A 14,617-nucleotide genomic window follows, 5' to 3' on the forward strand; every position below is an offset into this window, starting at 1 on the left:
CTTTTTTTTGGAGGGCTTTAAACTAATCTAATTTTGCAGGGTCTAATTCACATAAGATAGAACTAAGGGGTACAAAAAAACCGACTCATCAATTGAGTCGGGCTTTTTATTTTAAAGGGTATTTCAAGATTTATAAGTTACTTGTTTTATTGCCTCGATTGTGCGCTTCACATTTGGAAGGGTAGCCTCAATGTAGCTTGGGGCATAACTTAAAGGAATATCCATCGAGTTTACACGGATTACGGGAGCATCCAAATAATCAAATGCATAGCGCTGGAAATGATAAGTTAACTCAGAGGAAATTGCCGCAAGAGGATTAGCCTCTTCTACGATTACTACGCGATTCGTCTTTTTCACTGACTCGATACAAGTCGCATAATCAATTGGACGAACGGTTCTCAAGTCGATTACTTCACACTCCACACCTTGTTTTGCCATTTCTTCGGCGGCTTCGTATGCCACTTTCATCATTTTTCCAAATGAAATGAGGGTGACATCTTTCCCTTTACGTCTCACATCTGCAACACCGATCGGGAGCAAATATTCGGATTCAGGAACATCGCCTTTGTCAGAATACATCACTTCAGATTCCATGAAAATAATGGGATCCGGGTCACGAATTGAAGCCTTCAAAAGACCCTTAGCATCGTATGGATTGGATGGAACGACCACTTTAAGTCCAGGCGTGTTGGCAAACCAATTTTCGAAGTTGGAAGAGTGTGTTGCACCTAGTTGGCCGGCGTTTCCAGTCGGGCCTCTGAATACAATCGGAACAGAATATGCTCCACCTGACATCGCGTACATTTTAGCTGCTGAATTGATGATCTGATCGATCGCAACCAGAGAAAAGTTGAATGTCATGAATTCAATGATTGGACGAAGACCGCTCATCGCAGCTCCTACGCCTAAACCAGCGAATCCCAATTCTGAAATCGGTGTATCGTAAACTCTATTGGGGCCGAATTCATCCAGCATTCCTTGCGAAACCTTGTAAGCGCCGTTGTACTCAGCGACTTCTTCACCCATCAAAAATACGTTCTTATCACGTCTCATCTCCTCGGACATCGCCTCTCTCAAAGCTTCCCGAAATTGTATTTCTCTCATTTGTAATGACAAAATTTTGGCTCGTAAAAATAGAAAGGAATCGGGCAAAAGCAAAGGTTGACCCTAGCTTTATCCCGTAAGGCGTTTAGCCCAGATAGACGGTCTTGGAATTCACGAATTCTAAAATACCCATTCTCCCAAGTTCCCGTCCAAATCCGGATTTCTTGATTCCTCCAAAAGGAAGCGCAGGTTGGGAAGCAACTATAGCATTGAGAAAAACCGCTCCACTTTCAATTTCTGCAGTGAGTGCTTCACCTCTGGTTAGATCTGATGTCCAAATCGAAGCGCCAAGACCAAATTCAGTGGCATTGGCCACTTCAATTGCTTCAGCGGCATTTTTCACCTTGAAAATCGTAGCCACCGGACCAAAGAGTTCTTCGGAAAAGGCGGGAGAATTCTTCGGAATATCAGTTAAAATCGTTGGCGTAAACTCAGCACTTCCTTCCTTTGGTTTTTGACCGCCAACCAGAATTCCAGCTCCTTTTTTTACTGATTTTTGAGCTTGCTCGTAGAGTTCCTCAGCCAAATCAGGTCTTGCCATGCAAGCATAATCGGAATCCTCTTTCATCGGATCTCCAAATTTGAGCTGACTTAAATTTTCTTTGAATTTCTCCAAAAAAACATCATAAACTGACTCTTCAATAATAAATCGCTTGCCTGCAATGCAGCTTTGTCCAAAATTAACCATTCGAGCCTTGACGGCTGTTTCTGCGGCTTTTGCAATATCAGCATCAGCCAGCACGATAAAAGGATCACTTCCACCAAGTTCAAGCAGGGCCTTTTTAATGTTTTTTCCTGCTGCAGAAGCAACTGCGGCACCTGCTTTTTCACTTCCTGTGAGCGAGACTGCTTTGATGCGATCATCCTCAAGGAGAGCCAAGGTAGCGTCTGTATCAATCAAAAAGCTTTGAAAGACACCTTCGGGAAAGCCTGCTTTCCGAAAGATTGACTCGATTGCCAAAGCGCATTGCGGAACATTCGAGGCGTGCTTGAGGATTCCCACATTTCCGGCCATGAGCGTCGGTGCAGCAAACCGAAAAACTTGCCAAAAGGGAAAATTCCATGGCATTACTGCTAGAATAGCACCTAGAGGTTGGTGGATGATTTTAGCTTTTTTACCATCGGGAAGACTGATTTTTTCTGGAGCTAGGAATTCCTCTGCATTTTCTGCGTAAAAGTCGCAAGCCCAAGCGCATTTTTCGATTTCAGCTCGTGATTCCCGAATGATTTTTCCCATTTCTAGGGTGATCAGTCGAGCGTATTCCTCTTTGTTTTGGCGCAGGATTTCACCTGCTTTTTTCATCAACTCAGATCGTTCTGCAATTGGGACGTTTTTCCAGGCTTGAAATGTCTTGGCTGATTCTGCTGTTTTAACTTCAATTTCTTTTGGGGAAAGTGTGGAGAATTCTTTGAGAACTTTCCCTGTCCAAGGATTTAACGACTGAATTTCATTCATTTTTCCACTGGTTTTCCCGCTTCATTCCAAGCGGTGATTCCGCCTTCCAGCATGTAAATTTTCTTGAAGCCTGCTTTTTGCATTTGATCTGCAGCTCTTCGAGTTCGAGCACCTGAGCGACAGTAGAGGAGGTAGGTTTTATTTTTGTTAAGTGCTTCGATTTCCTGAGTGAAGTTTTCTCCAAGAAAATTAATGTTGAAAGAGCCAGCCAAATGACCTTCGGCCACTTCTTCAGGAGTTCGTACATCAATCACTTTATTCTTTTTCTTGGAAGACATTTTTTGGAATTCCGCAATAGAGATCACCTGAATTGAGTCCTTTTCAACGGTTTGCGCATAGGAGCTAAATCCGATCATCAGGAAGGCGAATAGAAATACTAATTTGGTTTGCATAGGTATTTGTTGAATTAGTGAAGAAGGTCCGCCATATTGAACAGAAAATTAACCCACTTTCGTTTCAAAATGCATATAAAGATCGCTCTGATTTCTGATTCCCACAGTTACATTGATCACACAACCCTGAGTTACTTGCAGGATGTAGACGAAATCTGGCATGCGGGAGATATTGGTAGCTTGGAGGTGATGGAGGCATTGCCAAAAGGTAAACCCGTCCGGGGTGTTTTTGGAAATATCGATGATCAGTCAATTCAGGAGGAATATCCCGAGTGGCAAGAGTTTGAACTCGCAGGAGTAAAAGTCCTCATGACACATATTGGAGGTAAGCCGCCCCAATATGCTAAAGGTGTTAAGCAAAAAATTAAGGATTTCGGCGCTCAATTATTCATTTGCGGGCATTCCCATATCTGTAAAGTCGAGTTTGATCCAGCTTTAAATTGCCTTTACATGAACCCGGGTGCAATGGGGAGACATGGTTTTCATATCATGCGTACTTTGTTGCTTTTTGATTTAGAAAACGGAAAAATTCAAAACTTGAGAGTAGTGGAGTTGGGAAAAAGAGGTGGGATTTAAATCCTAAAAAATCGATTGGTCAATTCTTTTTAATGGTTCCACTTTAGATAAGAAAGTCGAAAGCTTACTCAACAATTTAAGGTAAATTCAAAATTATGAAACAGCTCTTCCTGACCTTGCTCGTTGGCTTTTCAACTTTCTCAATTGCAAAAGCCCAAGATAAACCCCTAAAAATAGGAGTTGCCGGACTGAATCATGGGCATGTTCCGTGGGTTTTGAATGCAAATAAACGACCCGATCTGGAAATCGTGGGTATCTCCGAACCCAATCGGGAGCTAGCTGAAAAGTACTCCAAGCAATACGGGTTTTCCATGGAATTGGTGTTTGATACCTTGGAGGAAATGTTGGAAAAGACCAAGCCTGAAGCTGTCACGGGGTTCGGTTCTACTTTTGCCCACCTTGAAATCGTACAGCAATGTGCGCCAAAAGGAATACATGTGATGGTGGAAAAGCCCTTGGCCGTAAGCTTGGAACATGCTTTGGAAATGAAAGCATTGGCAGAAAAGCATCACATTCACCTCTTGACCAATTACGAGACGACTTGGTATCCAAGTAATGAAAAGGCATATGAAATCCTTCACTCCGGTCAAATCGGAGAAACCCGTAAAATTGTGGTGCGGGATGGACACCGTGGCCCAAAGAAAATCGGAGTTGGTCCTGAGTTTTTGGAATGGCTGACAGATCCAGAACTCAATGGAGGAGGAGCTTTGATGGATTTTGGTTGCTATGGTGCGAATCTCAGCACCTGGCTTATGAAAGGTGTGAGACCGATTTCCGTCACCGCAGTGATTCAGCAACTCAATCCAGCAGACAATCCCAAGGTAGATGACGAAGCCACGATTATAGTCACCTATCCGAATTCTCAAACAATCATTGAGGCATCCTGGAATTGGCCCATTGGTAGAAAGGATATGGAAATCTATGGACTGACCGGAGCTGTGATTGCCGATAATGGCCGCGAACTTAGACTCAGAATAGCGGAAGGCTACGATGGGTTTTCGGAGGAAAATTTTGACTTAGACCCGCGCGAATCTCCCTTCGATGATCCCTTTACGCTGTTGATGTCAGTAGTAAGGGGCAAAGTAAAATTGGAGCCATTTGATCTGAGTAGTTTGGAGAATAACATGGTGGTCATGGAAATCTTGCAGGCTGCAAAAGAAAGTGCAGAGAGTGGGAAAACGATCTATTTATCCAAAAAGTGAAAAATCACTGATGTTGAGAAAAACCACAATTTAAACCTTCCCATATCTCTTTTTTAATTCCGCCAAAATCCCCTCCAAACCATTCAGGCGAATTTCATAAAGCGTACTCAGCCACATGCCGAGTTTTCCTTCGGGAAAGCCTTTTCCATGCATCCAAACCAAATAATATTCCGGAATATCACAAAGCAACCTTCCTTTGTATTTGCCAAAAGGCATAGTTTTGGTCACAATATCTATCAGGATTTCTTTGTCCATACGGTAAAAATAGGGTGATTTTTGGGATTGAATAAAATTTACTTATCACGATCAAAGCCAAAACCTCAGCTTTGTTTGAAGACAAACAAAATCTGAATTTTTTGGAATGACTTTCAGTTTACATTTCAATTAAAAAAAAGGAATTACTCCATGGAAATTGGAATTGACAGTTTTGCGGCGTTTCCCACAGATGGAAACGGAACGATCAAAGGAACTGCACAGGAAGCAATCACTGCTTTATTAGCCAGAATCAAGCTTGCTGATGCCGTAGGTTTGGATGTCTTCGGTATTGGAGAGCATCATCGCAAAGAGTTTTTGGATTCGGCCAATGCGATCATTTTGGCCGCGGCTGCCGCTCAGACTAGCAGGATTAAACTCACGAGCGCCGTCACAGTGCTGAGTGCTGCTGATCCAGTTCGGATCTTTCAGGAATTTGCCACACTGGATTTGGTTTCCAAAGGCCGAGCGGAGCTAGTTGTTGGAAGAGGTTCATTTACGGAAGCTTTTCCACTCTTCGGGCTCAGACTGGAAGATTATGATAAGCTCTTTGCCGAAAAACTGGGTCTACTTCTTCAGATCAACGAAAATGAGATTGTCAACTGGTCAGGAAAATTCAGACCAGCTTTGAACAATCAGCCGATTTATCCTAGACCCGTCCAAAAGCAGCTTCCAATCTGGCTTGGAGTTGGGGGAACTCCCGGTTCGTTCGTCAGAGCTGGTTCGCTTGGACTTCCATTGATGGTGGCAGTGATTGGCGGGGAAACTCATCGTTTTCGTCCTCTGATCGACCTCTATCGAGAAGCAGGTGAGAAAGCCAGTCACCCGAAGGACAAACTGAAAGTTGGTCTGCATTCGCTCGGTTTTGTAGGCAAATCGCATGACGAAGCAGTGGAAACTTACTATCCAGGCTATGCTGAAACCTTCACTCGAATCGGAAAAGAACGGGGGTGGCCGGCGGTGACAAGAGGGCATTTTGAAGCACAAAACTCCCGACGAGGAGCTTACTTAGTTGGTGAACCTGAAGAGGTTGCAGAAAAGATACTCCGCCATAGCGAATCCTTAGGCGGAATTGATCGCTTTACTTTCCAGATGGATAATGCAGGTTTGAGCCACGAGCAACTCAGCGAATCCATTGAGTTGATCGGGAAAGAAGTTTCTCCACTCGTGAAAAAAGGAATTTGAAGTCCGATTTCTTAATTTGAAATGTTGATTAATCTATTGCCGATTGCTCCATTATTCTTGGACAATCGGCAATCCTTTTTGTGCCCAAGCTTGAATTCCTCCGCTGAGATGATACACTTTGGTGAATCCTTGTTGAATCAGTATTTCTGCCGCCTCTTTACTTCTCGCTCCAACAGCACAATAAATGTAAATCTCCTCGTCTTTTGATAATTCATCCACTTTGGACTGAAAGCTTGATAGGAAATAGTCTAGTTCCAATGATCCTGCGATCTTGCCTTCAGCTATTTCTTCTGAAGTTCGGACATCGATGATGATTCCATTGGTACTTTTCTCCTGAAATTCACTTGGACTGAGATTGATTACGCTGACTGTGGTCACTTCTGAGGAAGGAGCTATCTGCGTGTTTTCTTTCTTGGGATCACAGGATGAAAATGCCAGGATACTGGCAGAAAGTAGGAGAAGGAATTGTTTCATATGATTATAATTTTTTTTCAGCGGCCATATGGAATGCCCCGAATAATCATTTCCCTTTGTGAGAGCTATTCTCATGGGCATTTCATGTGTTTATAATTTTTTTTTGATGGCCACACCTGCCTGCCGGCAGGCAGGTGGAATCTCGCATGACAGCCCAGATAGCCCCGATGACTATCGGGGTGGCATTCTTCTGTGTTACACCAACAGGGTCATGTCTGTCTGCCTCAGGCAAGCGCAATTTCATATTTGCTGATTTTACACAAATTTAGGAGGAATTAAAGGATAAAAATTGTGAGATTGGTCACCTCAGATGTAATCGAGCTTGCAGGAGGCAGGACAGGCTTAATCCAAAGATTATGAAAATATTACTAATAGAAGACGATTTAAGGGTAGCTGAGCTCATTCAAAGAGGCTTGACAGAACAGGGTTTTGTTCCGACTTTGGCGTATGACGGACATTCAGGAAAAAAATTGGCTTTGCAGAATGAGTATGATTTGATTATCACAGATGTAATTTTACCGAAATTGGATGGACTGGATTTGTGCAAAGAAATAAGGCAAAACAAACCCGATATCCCAATTATTATGCTGACAGCTCTTGGTACGACTGATGACAAGGTGGAGGGCTTTGACGCAGGTGCTGATGATTATCTTGTCAAACCTTTTGAAATGCGAGAACTGTTAGTTCGTGTCCGAGCCTTGCTGAAAAGAAATAATAAAACGACCAACAACACGGTTACGGTGTTGAAGTATGCTGATCTTGAAATGAATTTGCATACTAAGATAGTTAAGCGAAACAACATTGAAATCAACTTGACGCCTAAGGAGTTTAACTTGTTGGGCTATCTTCTCAATAATCCTGAGCGGGTTTTATCTAGGCTGGAAATCGCTGAAAATGTATGGGACACACATTTCGATACTGGAACTAATTTCATTGATGTTTATATCAATTATTTGAGAAAGAAAATTGAAAAGGATTTTGATACCAAACTCATTCACACCAAATCAGGAATGGGCTTCATTTTGAAATCGGAATAATGAAAGTAAGGACAAGCTTAACGATATTATTTACACTTATTACAGCCGCTATTTTGTTGGGGTATGCATCAGTTATATACTTTTCGGCAAGGGAAAATCGAGAAAAAGAATTTTACTCTTCTTTAAAAAAGGAAGCAATCACTAAAGCCAATTTATTTTTTAATGCAAAGGTTGAAACCCAAACCTTACAGGACATTTATAGAAATAATCGGGAAATTTTGAACGAAGTGGAAGTTGCTATTTACGACAGCGCTTTCAATTTGCTTTACCACGATGCGGTGGATATTGATTTTGTGAAGGAAACACCTGAAATGATAAGCGAAATTTATCAAAAGGGAGAATTGAAATTTTACCAGGAAAATTGGCAGGTGATCGGATTACGCTATGATTTTGAAGGAAAAAACTACCTAATCACAGCCACCTCTTTTGACCAATATGGTTACAATAAATTGAACAACTTACTTAAAAACAGTATCGTTGTTTTTATCATTTCCATTTTATTCATCTACATCGCAGGTCGATTTTTTTCTAAAAAAGCATTTGACCCAGTAAGGGAAATGACGGGAAAAGCTAAGAAGATTTCTGCGACCAATTTAGACTTACGGCTGAATAGCAACGGCAGTAAGGATGAACTTTCGGAGTTGGCAAATACATTCAATGAAATGCTGAGCCGCTTGGAAAATTCTTTTGAGGCTCAAAAGCATTTTGTTTCGAACATCTCTCATGAATTGCGGACACCACTTTCGGCGATTATCGCTGAATTGGAATTATCCATCGATAAAAATCGCAACATAGAAGAATATAAATCCGCAATTCACAATGCGCTGAATGATGCAAAAAAATTAGTCCGCCTTTCCAATAGCTTGCTTGACCTGGCCAAAGCCAGTTACGATCCATCCGAAATTTCATTTAAGCCATTACGAGTGGATGAAGTGCTTTTGGATGCAAGGCATCAGGTGCAACAGGCAAATCCTGATTACAAAATTGCTATTCAATTTGATTCCGATAGCTATAGTGACGGCTTAGATCCCGAAAAGCACGGGGAAGACAATGAAATTTCGGTGAATGGAAACGAATATCTTTTAAAAACGGCTTTTGTGAATTTATTTGAAAACGGCTGTAAATTTTCAAAAGACCGTCAAAGTACCGTATCCGTTTCATTTGAAAACAAAAGACTTATCTTGAAATTTTCTGATAATGGCATTGGCATTACACAGCAAGATCTGAAAAACATTTTCAATCCATTTTATCGGGGCGAAAACAAAACTTTTGCAGATGGCAATGGTATTGGGCTTTCATTGACCAAAAAGATTATCCTGCTTCACCAAGGCAGCATTTCTGTCATCTCTTCTCAGAGGACAACCTTCACAGTAGAGTTACCCCACCTCTAAGTCTCTCTAATAAAATTCTAATTTTTTTCTAAAAGGTCTCTAACGGCTGCCGGATCTTAACCAAGGTATTTTTGCGCCAAAAGTTATGGTACCATAAAATCGAGCCTTCCTGAGGAATAAAGGCATGGGCCAGAGTGACAAGCAGAGGTATGATTAAAATCCACCTGCCTGTCGGCAGTCATGTATGGCCTTCGAAAAAAATCAGAATTCAATGAAAAAGTTAATAACAATTCTACTGGGAGGAGTCTTAAGCCTAAATGCTTACGCTCAAACCAATGACACGACACAGGTAAGAAATGAACTTCCTTTCTTCATCCACGAATCAAAAAAAATTCCTGATTTTGAGTTGGAGGAAAAGAAAGAAGGAACTTTCGTGACAGGTTTACCACGTTTTGAATTTGACCCTATCCGTGGATTTGGGGTTGGTGGCAACGTAAACCTGTTTTTGAACAAAACAAAAGAAGACCCATTCTTTGATTATACTGCCTATCGTCATCGAGTAAATGCCGAATTTTTTATTTTCCAAAATGGTAGAATACGCTATTCACTAAACTATGACGCTCCCTACATTTTCAATTCAAAATGGCGGTTGAGGGTGGATATGGTACATTGGGAAGACCCTAATGCGCAGTACTGGGGAATTGGCCGTTCATCTTTAAATCCTCTGCGATTCAAGGATAAAAGAAGTGGTATAACACGAAATTTCAATAAGGTTGCCGACTATGAAGAAAATCTTGGTCTGGCTGAGTTGGGTAATGATGGAAATTATTATACAGACTTTCACTTTAACCATATTCACCAAAGGGAGCAGTTGTACAACGTATTGGGAGAAAGAGTACTAATGGGTGGCAAACTACGGTTAATGTTTGGATACGAGGCATTATTAACCTCTTTCTCATCCTATAATGGTAAAAGAGCAGAAGAAGCCTTTACCATAAATGGAGAGGCAGTGGATGCAATTAGTAATCCAACCTTGATAGATATACAAAAGGCAGCTGGAGTTTGGGATAGATTTAATTTAAGTGGATTTTCTGAAGATTATCAATTTACAAGCATGCTTGCCGGAGCCATCATTTATGATACGCGAGATTTTGAACCGGATCCTTCCAACGGGGTCTTTCTTCAATATTCTCACGAATATTCCGCCCCATGGCTAGGTTCAAAATTCAACTTCAATAAATTCATGATTCAAGGTCAATTTATTCATACCTTGAAAAGATGGAGAGATAACAAAGGACGGTTGACTTTTGCGGGTTTGGTGGCAATGGGGCATATATTTGGGCCAAATATCAACTTTATTGAAATGTGGGATTTGTCCAGCCAAGCCGAAGCAGGTGGAATTCTGGTATTAGGCGGTGGACGTTCCATTCGTGGATTCAGAGAAGCACGATTTTTGGCACCGACTGTTGCCTTGGTTAATTTGGAAATGCGTGCAAGATTGGTTGATTTTAGATTTCTCAATCAACACTTTTCGCTTGGAGCGACTCCCTTTTATGATTTTGGAAGCGTATGGGATAGACCAGGAGATATGAATTTCAAAGAATGGAGGGGTGCACCAGGCATTGGAGGACGTATTGCCTGGAATCAATCAACAATATTGAGGTTAGATTATGCTCAAAGTAGAGAAGGAGGACAATTCTTCTTTGGATTTGGACATATATTCTAAAAAGGGAACATTCAGGTGCAAGCCATCTGATTCTTTCGGACCAAATCATTTCCAGCCATGCACTGGCTGATGTTTGGGTTAAGGGCTTGCACCTTAACAATTAAGACAGATGTTTCATTAATGAAATTTGGTTAATGGTATATTTCAGTTTATCCACATGGTTCAATACAAAAAACCAAACAGCCAAAGTGGGATTCTGCTAGCAAAGCCTGACTCGATGTCGTCCGATGCTAAATAGCTATTTTCAATGGATTTTATTTGTTCCGTTTGTTTAGCTTTTCCGCCAATTTCAAACGTCCACTTTTCATCCACCAGAAAATCTCCTGAATCACTTAGCGCAAGTTTATGGCCACTATTTTCCAGTTGATTTGCAAAGAAGGTTTCTCTTATCGTACCTCTATTTGGGTTTTCTTGCAATGCGAAGGCAAAATTTGAATTGTCAAAATAGATTTTATCCGGCTTTTGCAAGTAGTTGATTCCGCGATTAGGCTTATTAAGAAGTCGAATAATTTTTGCATCCTGAAGGTGTGCCAAGAAAGAATAGACTGTATTTCTCCCTAAACCAAGTTTTGTTGCAATTGCTGAAATATTAGGTTCAAAAGGGACTGTCACAGCGATAACACCCAATAGTTTTTTGATTTTCAGGATGTTGGCGGGTGAATAATCTTTAGAAAAAGCAAGGTCTGACTCCAAGACAGTATTGATGGTTTGGAATAGTTTCATCTTCATTTCAGAAGGTTGTGTCTTCTGAATTGCAGGAAAATATCCATATTCCAAATACTTTTGAAAATAGGTTAGCGGATGAATTTTTGATGTTATTTCTCGGGTGATATCCGAATGGTTTTCCAGAATTTCTTTCAATTCCACTTTTGCAAATGTCACACCTTCCATGAGCGACAAATACTCCCGAAAAGACAAGCCTTCAAGATTTTGAGTGATGAGTCTTCTGCTCAAATCTGATTCTCCCCGAAATAAATCTAAGGCTGATGAACTAGTGAAAATTACCTTAAGATTAGGAAAGCCATCATAAATCAACTTCAGCTCCCTTGACCAATTGGAATATTTGTGGACTTCGTCGATAACCAATAATTCACCGGAGTAAGCATAGAAAAGTGTCGCCAAATCAAAGAGGCTGCTTTTATAGAAATAAGGATGATCCGCAGTGACATACAAGCTTTTTGTCGACTGTAGGAACGGCGATTGGATATGTTGTAAAAGCAAGGTGGTTTTTCCTACACCTCTCAAGCCCTTGATTCCGAGCAATTTTTCATCAGTCTTCAAATGTGGATAGAGGTATCTATGCCAAGAATTATCGACTAGGCTCAACAAGTTGTTTTGATATGAGATCAATTCTTCCACAATTTTGTTTTGAGTTTAATACAAAAATACATAAATAATGTTTTGAGTTCAAAACAAAAATCTGTCTAGGAAAAACAATTTTTTCGAAAATTTAAATTAAGGACTAAGGCTGACCTACCGAATCTGTCCATTTCCCCTCACCACCCATTTATAGCTGGTGAGTTCTCGGAGTGCCATCGGGCCGCGGGCATGAAGTTTTTGGGTGCTGATGCCGATTTCTGCACCAAGGCCAAACTGATTTCCATCGGTGAAAGCCGTGGAGGCATTGGCGTAAACAGCCGCTGCATCGACTTCCAATAGAAAGCGATCAATGTTTCCAGGAGTTTCAGAGATGATGGCTTCGGAATGTTTGGAAGAATATTTAGCAATATGATCCAGCGCCTCATCCAGATTCTTCACTGTTTTGATGGACATTTTTAAACTGAGAAACTCTGTTCCAAAATGGCTTTCGTCTGCTTTTTGAATCAGTTCGTGACGCTGAAGGTGTGCAAAGGCTTTTTCGTCAGCATAGATTTTGACATTATCCAGCATCAGAGGATGGACCAATTCCCCCAATTCGTCTAAAAGTTCCTCATGGATAATCAGGCAATCCAGCGAATTACAAACGCTAGGACGCCTGGTTTTGGCATTGTGGATGATTTTTCTGGCTTTGTTTAAATCCGCCGATTCGTCGACAAAAGTATGGACGATTCCCGCTCCAGTTTCGATTACCGGAACTTTGGCGTTTTCCCGTACAAAGTTGATCAAACCCTGTGACCCTCGAGGAATAATCACATCGACATAGCCGACTGCTTCCAACAGTGCTTTGGTTGCTGTCCGATCTGGTGGAAGTAGCTGGAAGGCTAAAGTGGGCAAACCATGCTTGGACAATACCTGATGAATCAAGTGAAGAATGGCACGATTCGAAAAATCCGCATCCGAACCACCTTTGAGCACCAAGCCATTTCCCGATTTGATTGCAAGAGTAAATACATCAAAAGTCACGTTGGGTCGGGCTTCGTATATGATTCCAATTACTCCGAGCGGTACGGTTGTTTTGGTGAGAAGTAGTCCATTCTCCAAGTTTTTTTCTTCCAAAATATGGTGAAGGGGACTTGGAAGTGATTTTACCTGTCTAATTTCGGAGGCAATTCCTTTGATTCTGGATTCAGAAAGTAAAAGCCTGTCGTACATCGGATTAGAAAGATCCATCCGTTCCAGATCTTTTTTGTTTTCTTCCAAAAGGAACAAAATCTCCCGCTCAGTAAGTGCAGCAAGGTCTTCCAAAACTAGATTGACCAAACTGTCGCTGATTCCGGTCAGTCGTCGGCTGCTCTTTTGGACTTGCTCAAAAAGGGTCGAAAACTCATTCATGATCGAAAAGATAGAGGTAATCGTAATGAATTAATGGCTTTTGGTTCTTTTGTCCCAGTTTTTCCAGAGCATTTTTTGACGCATATTCAGCTCTTCCAAGACCCATTTTATGGCCTGTTTCGTCCCGAATTAGTAGAATATCGCCTTTGGCAAACTCTCCTTCGATCTTTGTGATGCCAATTGGCAATAGACTTCGGATTACCGAAGAAGTGAGGGAGTTCTTGGCCCCTTCACTTATCGTGATTTCGCCTTTATAATATTGAGCTCCGTGAGCAAGCCATTTCTTTGGTGCGTTCTTGACTTTCTGCGGTTCAAACCAAGTGCAGCGCAAGGTCTTAGCTATGAATTCATCCAAAACACCGTCTCGTTTTCCATTGGCAATGATGACCTGAATCCCCAAATCAGCGGACTTTTTGGCCATGGTGTACTTTGTCAGCATCCCGCCTCGACCGAAAGATGACTTGGTCGCTGAAATATAATTGGAGACTTCAGGCATGGATAAGGCCACTTTTTCCACCAACTGCGAACCAGGTTCCGAGGGATTCCCGGTGAAAATTCCATCCACATTTGTCAACAGCATCAGCGTATCCGCATTAATCATGGCCGCAGTGAGACTGGCCAATTCGTCGTTGTCCGTGAACATGAGTTCGGTGATAGTCACCGTATCATTTTCATTGATGATGGGCAAAATCCCCTGCTGAAGCAGCGCCTCGATGCAGTTTTTCATATTCAGAAAATGCTTCCTGTCTCGGAAATCCTCCTTTGTCACCAGAATTTGAGCAATGTGCTGATTTAGGTTTCCGAAAAACTGCTGGTATTGATTGATAAGTCGAATCTGACCTGTGGAGGCCCAAATCTGCTTTTTGAAAACAGGATTAAGTTTCTCCGGAAGTGAGATAGATTGTCTCCCAAAAGCTACAGCACCCGAACTGACGAGCACGACTTTTTTCCCTAAGGAAATCAGCTTTTGGATCTGTTCCACCAAATGCTCCATCCGTTCGAGGTCCGGAAGTCCATTAGCTTGCGTGAGGACATTCGATCCGATCTTTATGACTAATACCTTACTTTCCAGCATTTGTTAGAAAATTTGCATTAAATTAAGGAAGATGTTAGTGAATTGCTAATTTGAGAGAAGTTGGGAGACCGAAGACGGAAGTTCAATCTCAATTG

At 41.6% G+C, this 14,617-nt stretch carries 14 protein-coding genes; 6 read left to right on the forward strand and 8 right to left on the reverse strand.

The features are described from left to right. Positions 1-123: 123 nt before the first annotated feature. The 3 genes from ACK4HU_RS04980 to ACK4HU_RS04990 all read right to left on the reverse strand — a co-directional run bounded on the left by ACK4HU_RS04980 (position 124) and on the right by ACK4HU_RS04990 (position 2,952). Positions 124-1,104, reverse strand: a complete 981-nt coding sequence (locus tag ACK4HU_RS04980; protein ID WP_409803865.1) for a pyruvate dehydrogenase complex E1 component subunit beta — start codon at positions 1,102-1,104, stop codon at positions 124-126. 85 nt (positions 1,105-1,189) lie between these two features. After that, a complete protein-coding gene (locus ACK4HU_RS04985; RefSeq protein ID WP_409803867.1) occupies positions 1,190-2,560 on the reverse strand; it encodes an NAD-dependent succinate-semialdehyde dehydrogenase in 1,371 nt (456 codons plus the stop codon). Beyond that, a complete protein-coding gene (locus ACK4HU_RS04990) occupies positions 2,557-2,952 on the reverse strand; it encodes a rhodanese-like domain-containing protein (RefSeq protein ID WP_409803869.1) in 396 nt (131 codons plus the stop codon). Before ACK4HU_RS04990 ends, ACK4HU_RS04985 begins: the two co-directional genes overlap by 4 nt. Positions 2,953-3,021: 69 nt before the next feature. On the opposite strand from ACK4HU_RS04990, the gene ACK4HU_RS04995 reads away from it, so the two are divergent. Both ACK4HU_RS04995 and ACK4HU_RS05000 read left to right on the forward strand, forming a co-directional pair. After that, positions 3,022-3,528: a metallophosphoesterase family protein gene (locus ACK4HU_RS04995; RefSeq protein ID WP_409803871.1), complete on the forward strand. Its 507-nt coding sequence runs from the start codon at positions 3,022-3,024 to the stop codon at positions 3,526-3,528. 95 nt (positions 3,529-3,623) lie between these two features. Continuing rightward, entirely contained in the window at positions 3,624-4,730 is a 1,107-nt protein-coding gene (locus tag ACK4HU_RS05000; RefSeq protein ID WP_409803873.1) for a Gfo/Idh/MocA family protein, read from the forward strand. A 30-nt stretch (positions 4,731-4,760) separates the two neighbouring features. Here ACK4HU_RS05000 and ACK4HU_RS05005 read toward each other — a convergent pair whose 3' ends face one another. Further along, the gene (locus tag ACK4HU_RS05005) at positions 4,761-4,985 is read right to left on the reverse strand and encodes a DUF3820 family protein (protein WP_409803875.1); all 225 of its coding nucleotides are present in this window, start codon (positions 4,983-4,985) and stop codon (positions 4,761-4,763) included. Positions 4,986-5,135: 150 nt separating this feature from the next. Between ACK4HU_RS05005 and ACK4HU_RS05010 the strand changes: the two genes are divergently transcribed. Continuing rightward, positions 5,136-6,167, forward strand: a complete 1,032-nt coding sequence (locus tag ACK4HU_RS05010; RefSeq protein ID WP_409803877.1) for an LLM class flavin-dependent oxidoreductase — start codon at positions 5,136-5,138, stop codon at positions 6,165-6,167. Positions 6,168-6,218: 51 nt separating this feature from the next. On the opposite strand, the gene ACK4HU_RS05015 is transcribed toward ACK4HU_RS05010, so the two are convergent. After that, positions 6,219-6,641 carry a rhodanese-like domain-containing protein gene (locus ACK4HU_RS05015; protein WP_409803879.1) on the reverse strand — a complete coding sequence of 141 codons (423 nt, stop codon included), beginning with the start codon at positions 6,639-6,641 and terminating at the stop codon, positions 6,219-6,221. A gap of 356 nt (positions 6,642-6,997) precedes the next feature. Between ACK4HU_RS05015 and ACK4HU_RS05020 the strand changes: the two genes are divergently transcribed. From ACK4HU_RS05020 to omp85, 3 genes are all read left to right on the forward strand, one after another. Continuing rightward, positions 6,998-7,678 carry a response regulator transcription factor gene (locus ACK4HU_RS05020; protein ID WP_409803881.1) on the forward strand — a complete coding sequence of 227 codons (681 nt, stop codon included), beginning with the start codon at positions 6,998-7,000 and terminating at the stop codon, positions 7,676-7,678. After that, positions 7,678-9,069 carry an ATP-binding protein gene (locus ACK4HU_RS05025; RefSeq protein WP_409803883.1) on the forward strand — a complete coding sequence of 464 codons (1,392 nt, stop codon included), beginning with the start codon at positions 7,678-7,680 and terminating at the stop codon, positions 9,067-9,069. The genes ACK4HU_RS05020 and ACK4HU_RS05025 overlap by 1 nt, the downstream gene beginning before the upstream one ends. Before the next feature lie 211 nt (positions 9,070-9,280). Then, positions 9,281-10,735, forward strand: a complete 1,455-nt coding sequence (omp85, locus tag ACK4HU_RS05030; protein WP_409803885.1) for an Omp85 family outer membrane protein — start codon at positions 9,281-9,283, stop codon at positions 10,733-10,735. Positions 10,736-10,897: 162 nt separating this feature from the next. On the opposite strand, the gene ACK4HU_RS05035 is transcribed toward omp85, so the two are convergent. The 3 genes from ACK4HU_RS05035 to proB all read right to left on the reverse strand — a co-directional run bounded on the left by ACK4HU_RS05035 (position 10,898) and on the right by proB (position 14,522). Beyond that, entirely contained in the window at positions 10,898-12,094 is a 1,197-nt protein-coding gene (locus tag ACK4HU_RS05035; RefSeq protein ID WP_409803887.1) for an ATP-binding protein, read from the reverse strand. Positions 12,095-12,208: 114 nt separating this feature from the next. Next, the gene (locus ACK4HU_RS05040; protein WP_409803888.1) at positions 12,209-13,447 is read right to left on the reverse strand and encodes a glutamate-5-semialdehyde dehydrogenase; all 1,239 of its coding nucleotides are present in this window, start codon (positions 13,445-13,447) and stop codon (positions 12,209-12,211) included. Beyond that, positions 13,440-14,522: a glutamate 5-kinase gene (gene proB, locus ACK4HU_RS05045; RefSeq protein WP_409803890.1), complete on the reverse strand. Its 1,083-nt coding sequence runs from the start codon at positions 14,520-14,522 to the stop codon at positions 13,440-13,442. Before proB ends, ACK4HU_RS05040 begins: the two co-directional genes overlap by 8 nt. Positions 14,523-14,617 lie beyond the last annotated feature (95 nt).

Source organism: Algoriphagus sp. (genome assembly GCF_046296635.1).
In the GTDB taxonomy this organism is placed as follows: domain Bacteria; phylum Bacteroidota; class Bacteroidia; order Cytophagales; family Cyclobacteriaceae; genus Algoriphagus.

Bases quoted from the DNA above. Each gene is read 5' to 3' on its own strand.
- ACK4HU_RS04980 (WP_409803865.1), bottom strand. From the start codon at position 1,104: ATGAGAGAAATACAATTTCGGGAAGCTTTGAGAGAGGCGATGTCCGAG.
- ACK4HU_RS04985 (WP_409803867.1), bottom strand. From the start codon at position 2,560: ATGAATGAAATTCAGTCGTTAAATCCTTGGACAGGGAAAGTTCTCAAA.
- ACK4HU_RS04990 (WP_409803869.1), bottom strand. From the start codon at position 2,952: ATGCAAACCAAATTAGTATTTCTATTCGCCTTCCTGATGATCGGATTT.
- ACK4HU_RS04995 (WP_409803871.1), top strand. From the start codon at position 3,022: ATGCATATAAAGATCGCTCTGATTTCTGATTCCCACAGTTACATTGAT.
- ACK4HU_RS05000 (WP_409803873.1), top strand. From the start codon at position 3,624: ATGAAACAGCTCTTCCTGACCTTGCTCGTTGGCTTTTCAACTTTCTCA.
- ACK4HU_RS05005 (WP_409803875.1), bottom strand. From the start codon at position 4,985: ATGGACAAAGAAATCCTGATAGATATTGTGACCAAAACTATGCCTTTT.
- ACK4HU_RS05010 (WP_409803877.1), top strand. From the start codon at position 5,136: ATGGAAATTGGAATTGACAGTTTTGCGGCGTTTCCCACAGATGGAAAC.
- ACK4HU_RS05015 (WP_409803879.1), bottom strand. From the start codon at position 6,641: ATGAAACAATTCCTTCTCCTACTTTCTGCCAGTATCCTGGCATTTTCA.
- ACK4HU_RS05020 (WP_409803881.1), top strand. From the start codon at position 6,998: ATGAAAATATTACTAATAGAAGACGATTTAAGGGTAGCTGAGCTCATT.
- ACK4HU_RS05025 (WP_409803883.1), top strand. From the start codon at position 7,678: ATGAAAGTAAGGACAAGCTTAACGATATTATTTACACTTATTACAGCC.
- omp85 (WP_409803885.1), top strand. From the start codon at position 9,281: ATGAAAAAGTTAATAACAATTCTACTGGGAGGAGTCTTAAGCCTAAAT.
- ACK4HU_RS05040 (WP_409803888.1), bottom strand. From the start codon at position 13,447: ATGAATGAGTTTTCGACCCTTTTTGAGCAAGTCCAAAAGAGCAGCCGA.
- proB (WP_409803890.1), bottom strand. From the start codon at position 14,522: ATGCTGGAAAGTAAGGTATTAGTCATAAAGATCGGATCGAATGTCCTC.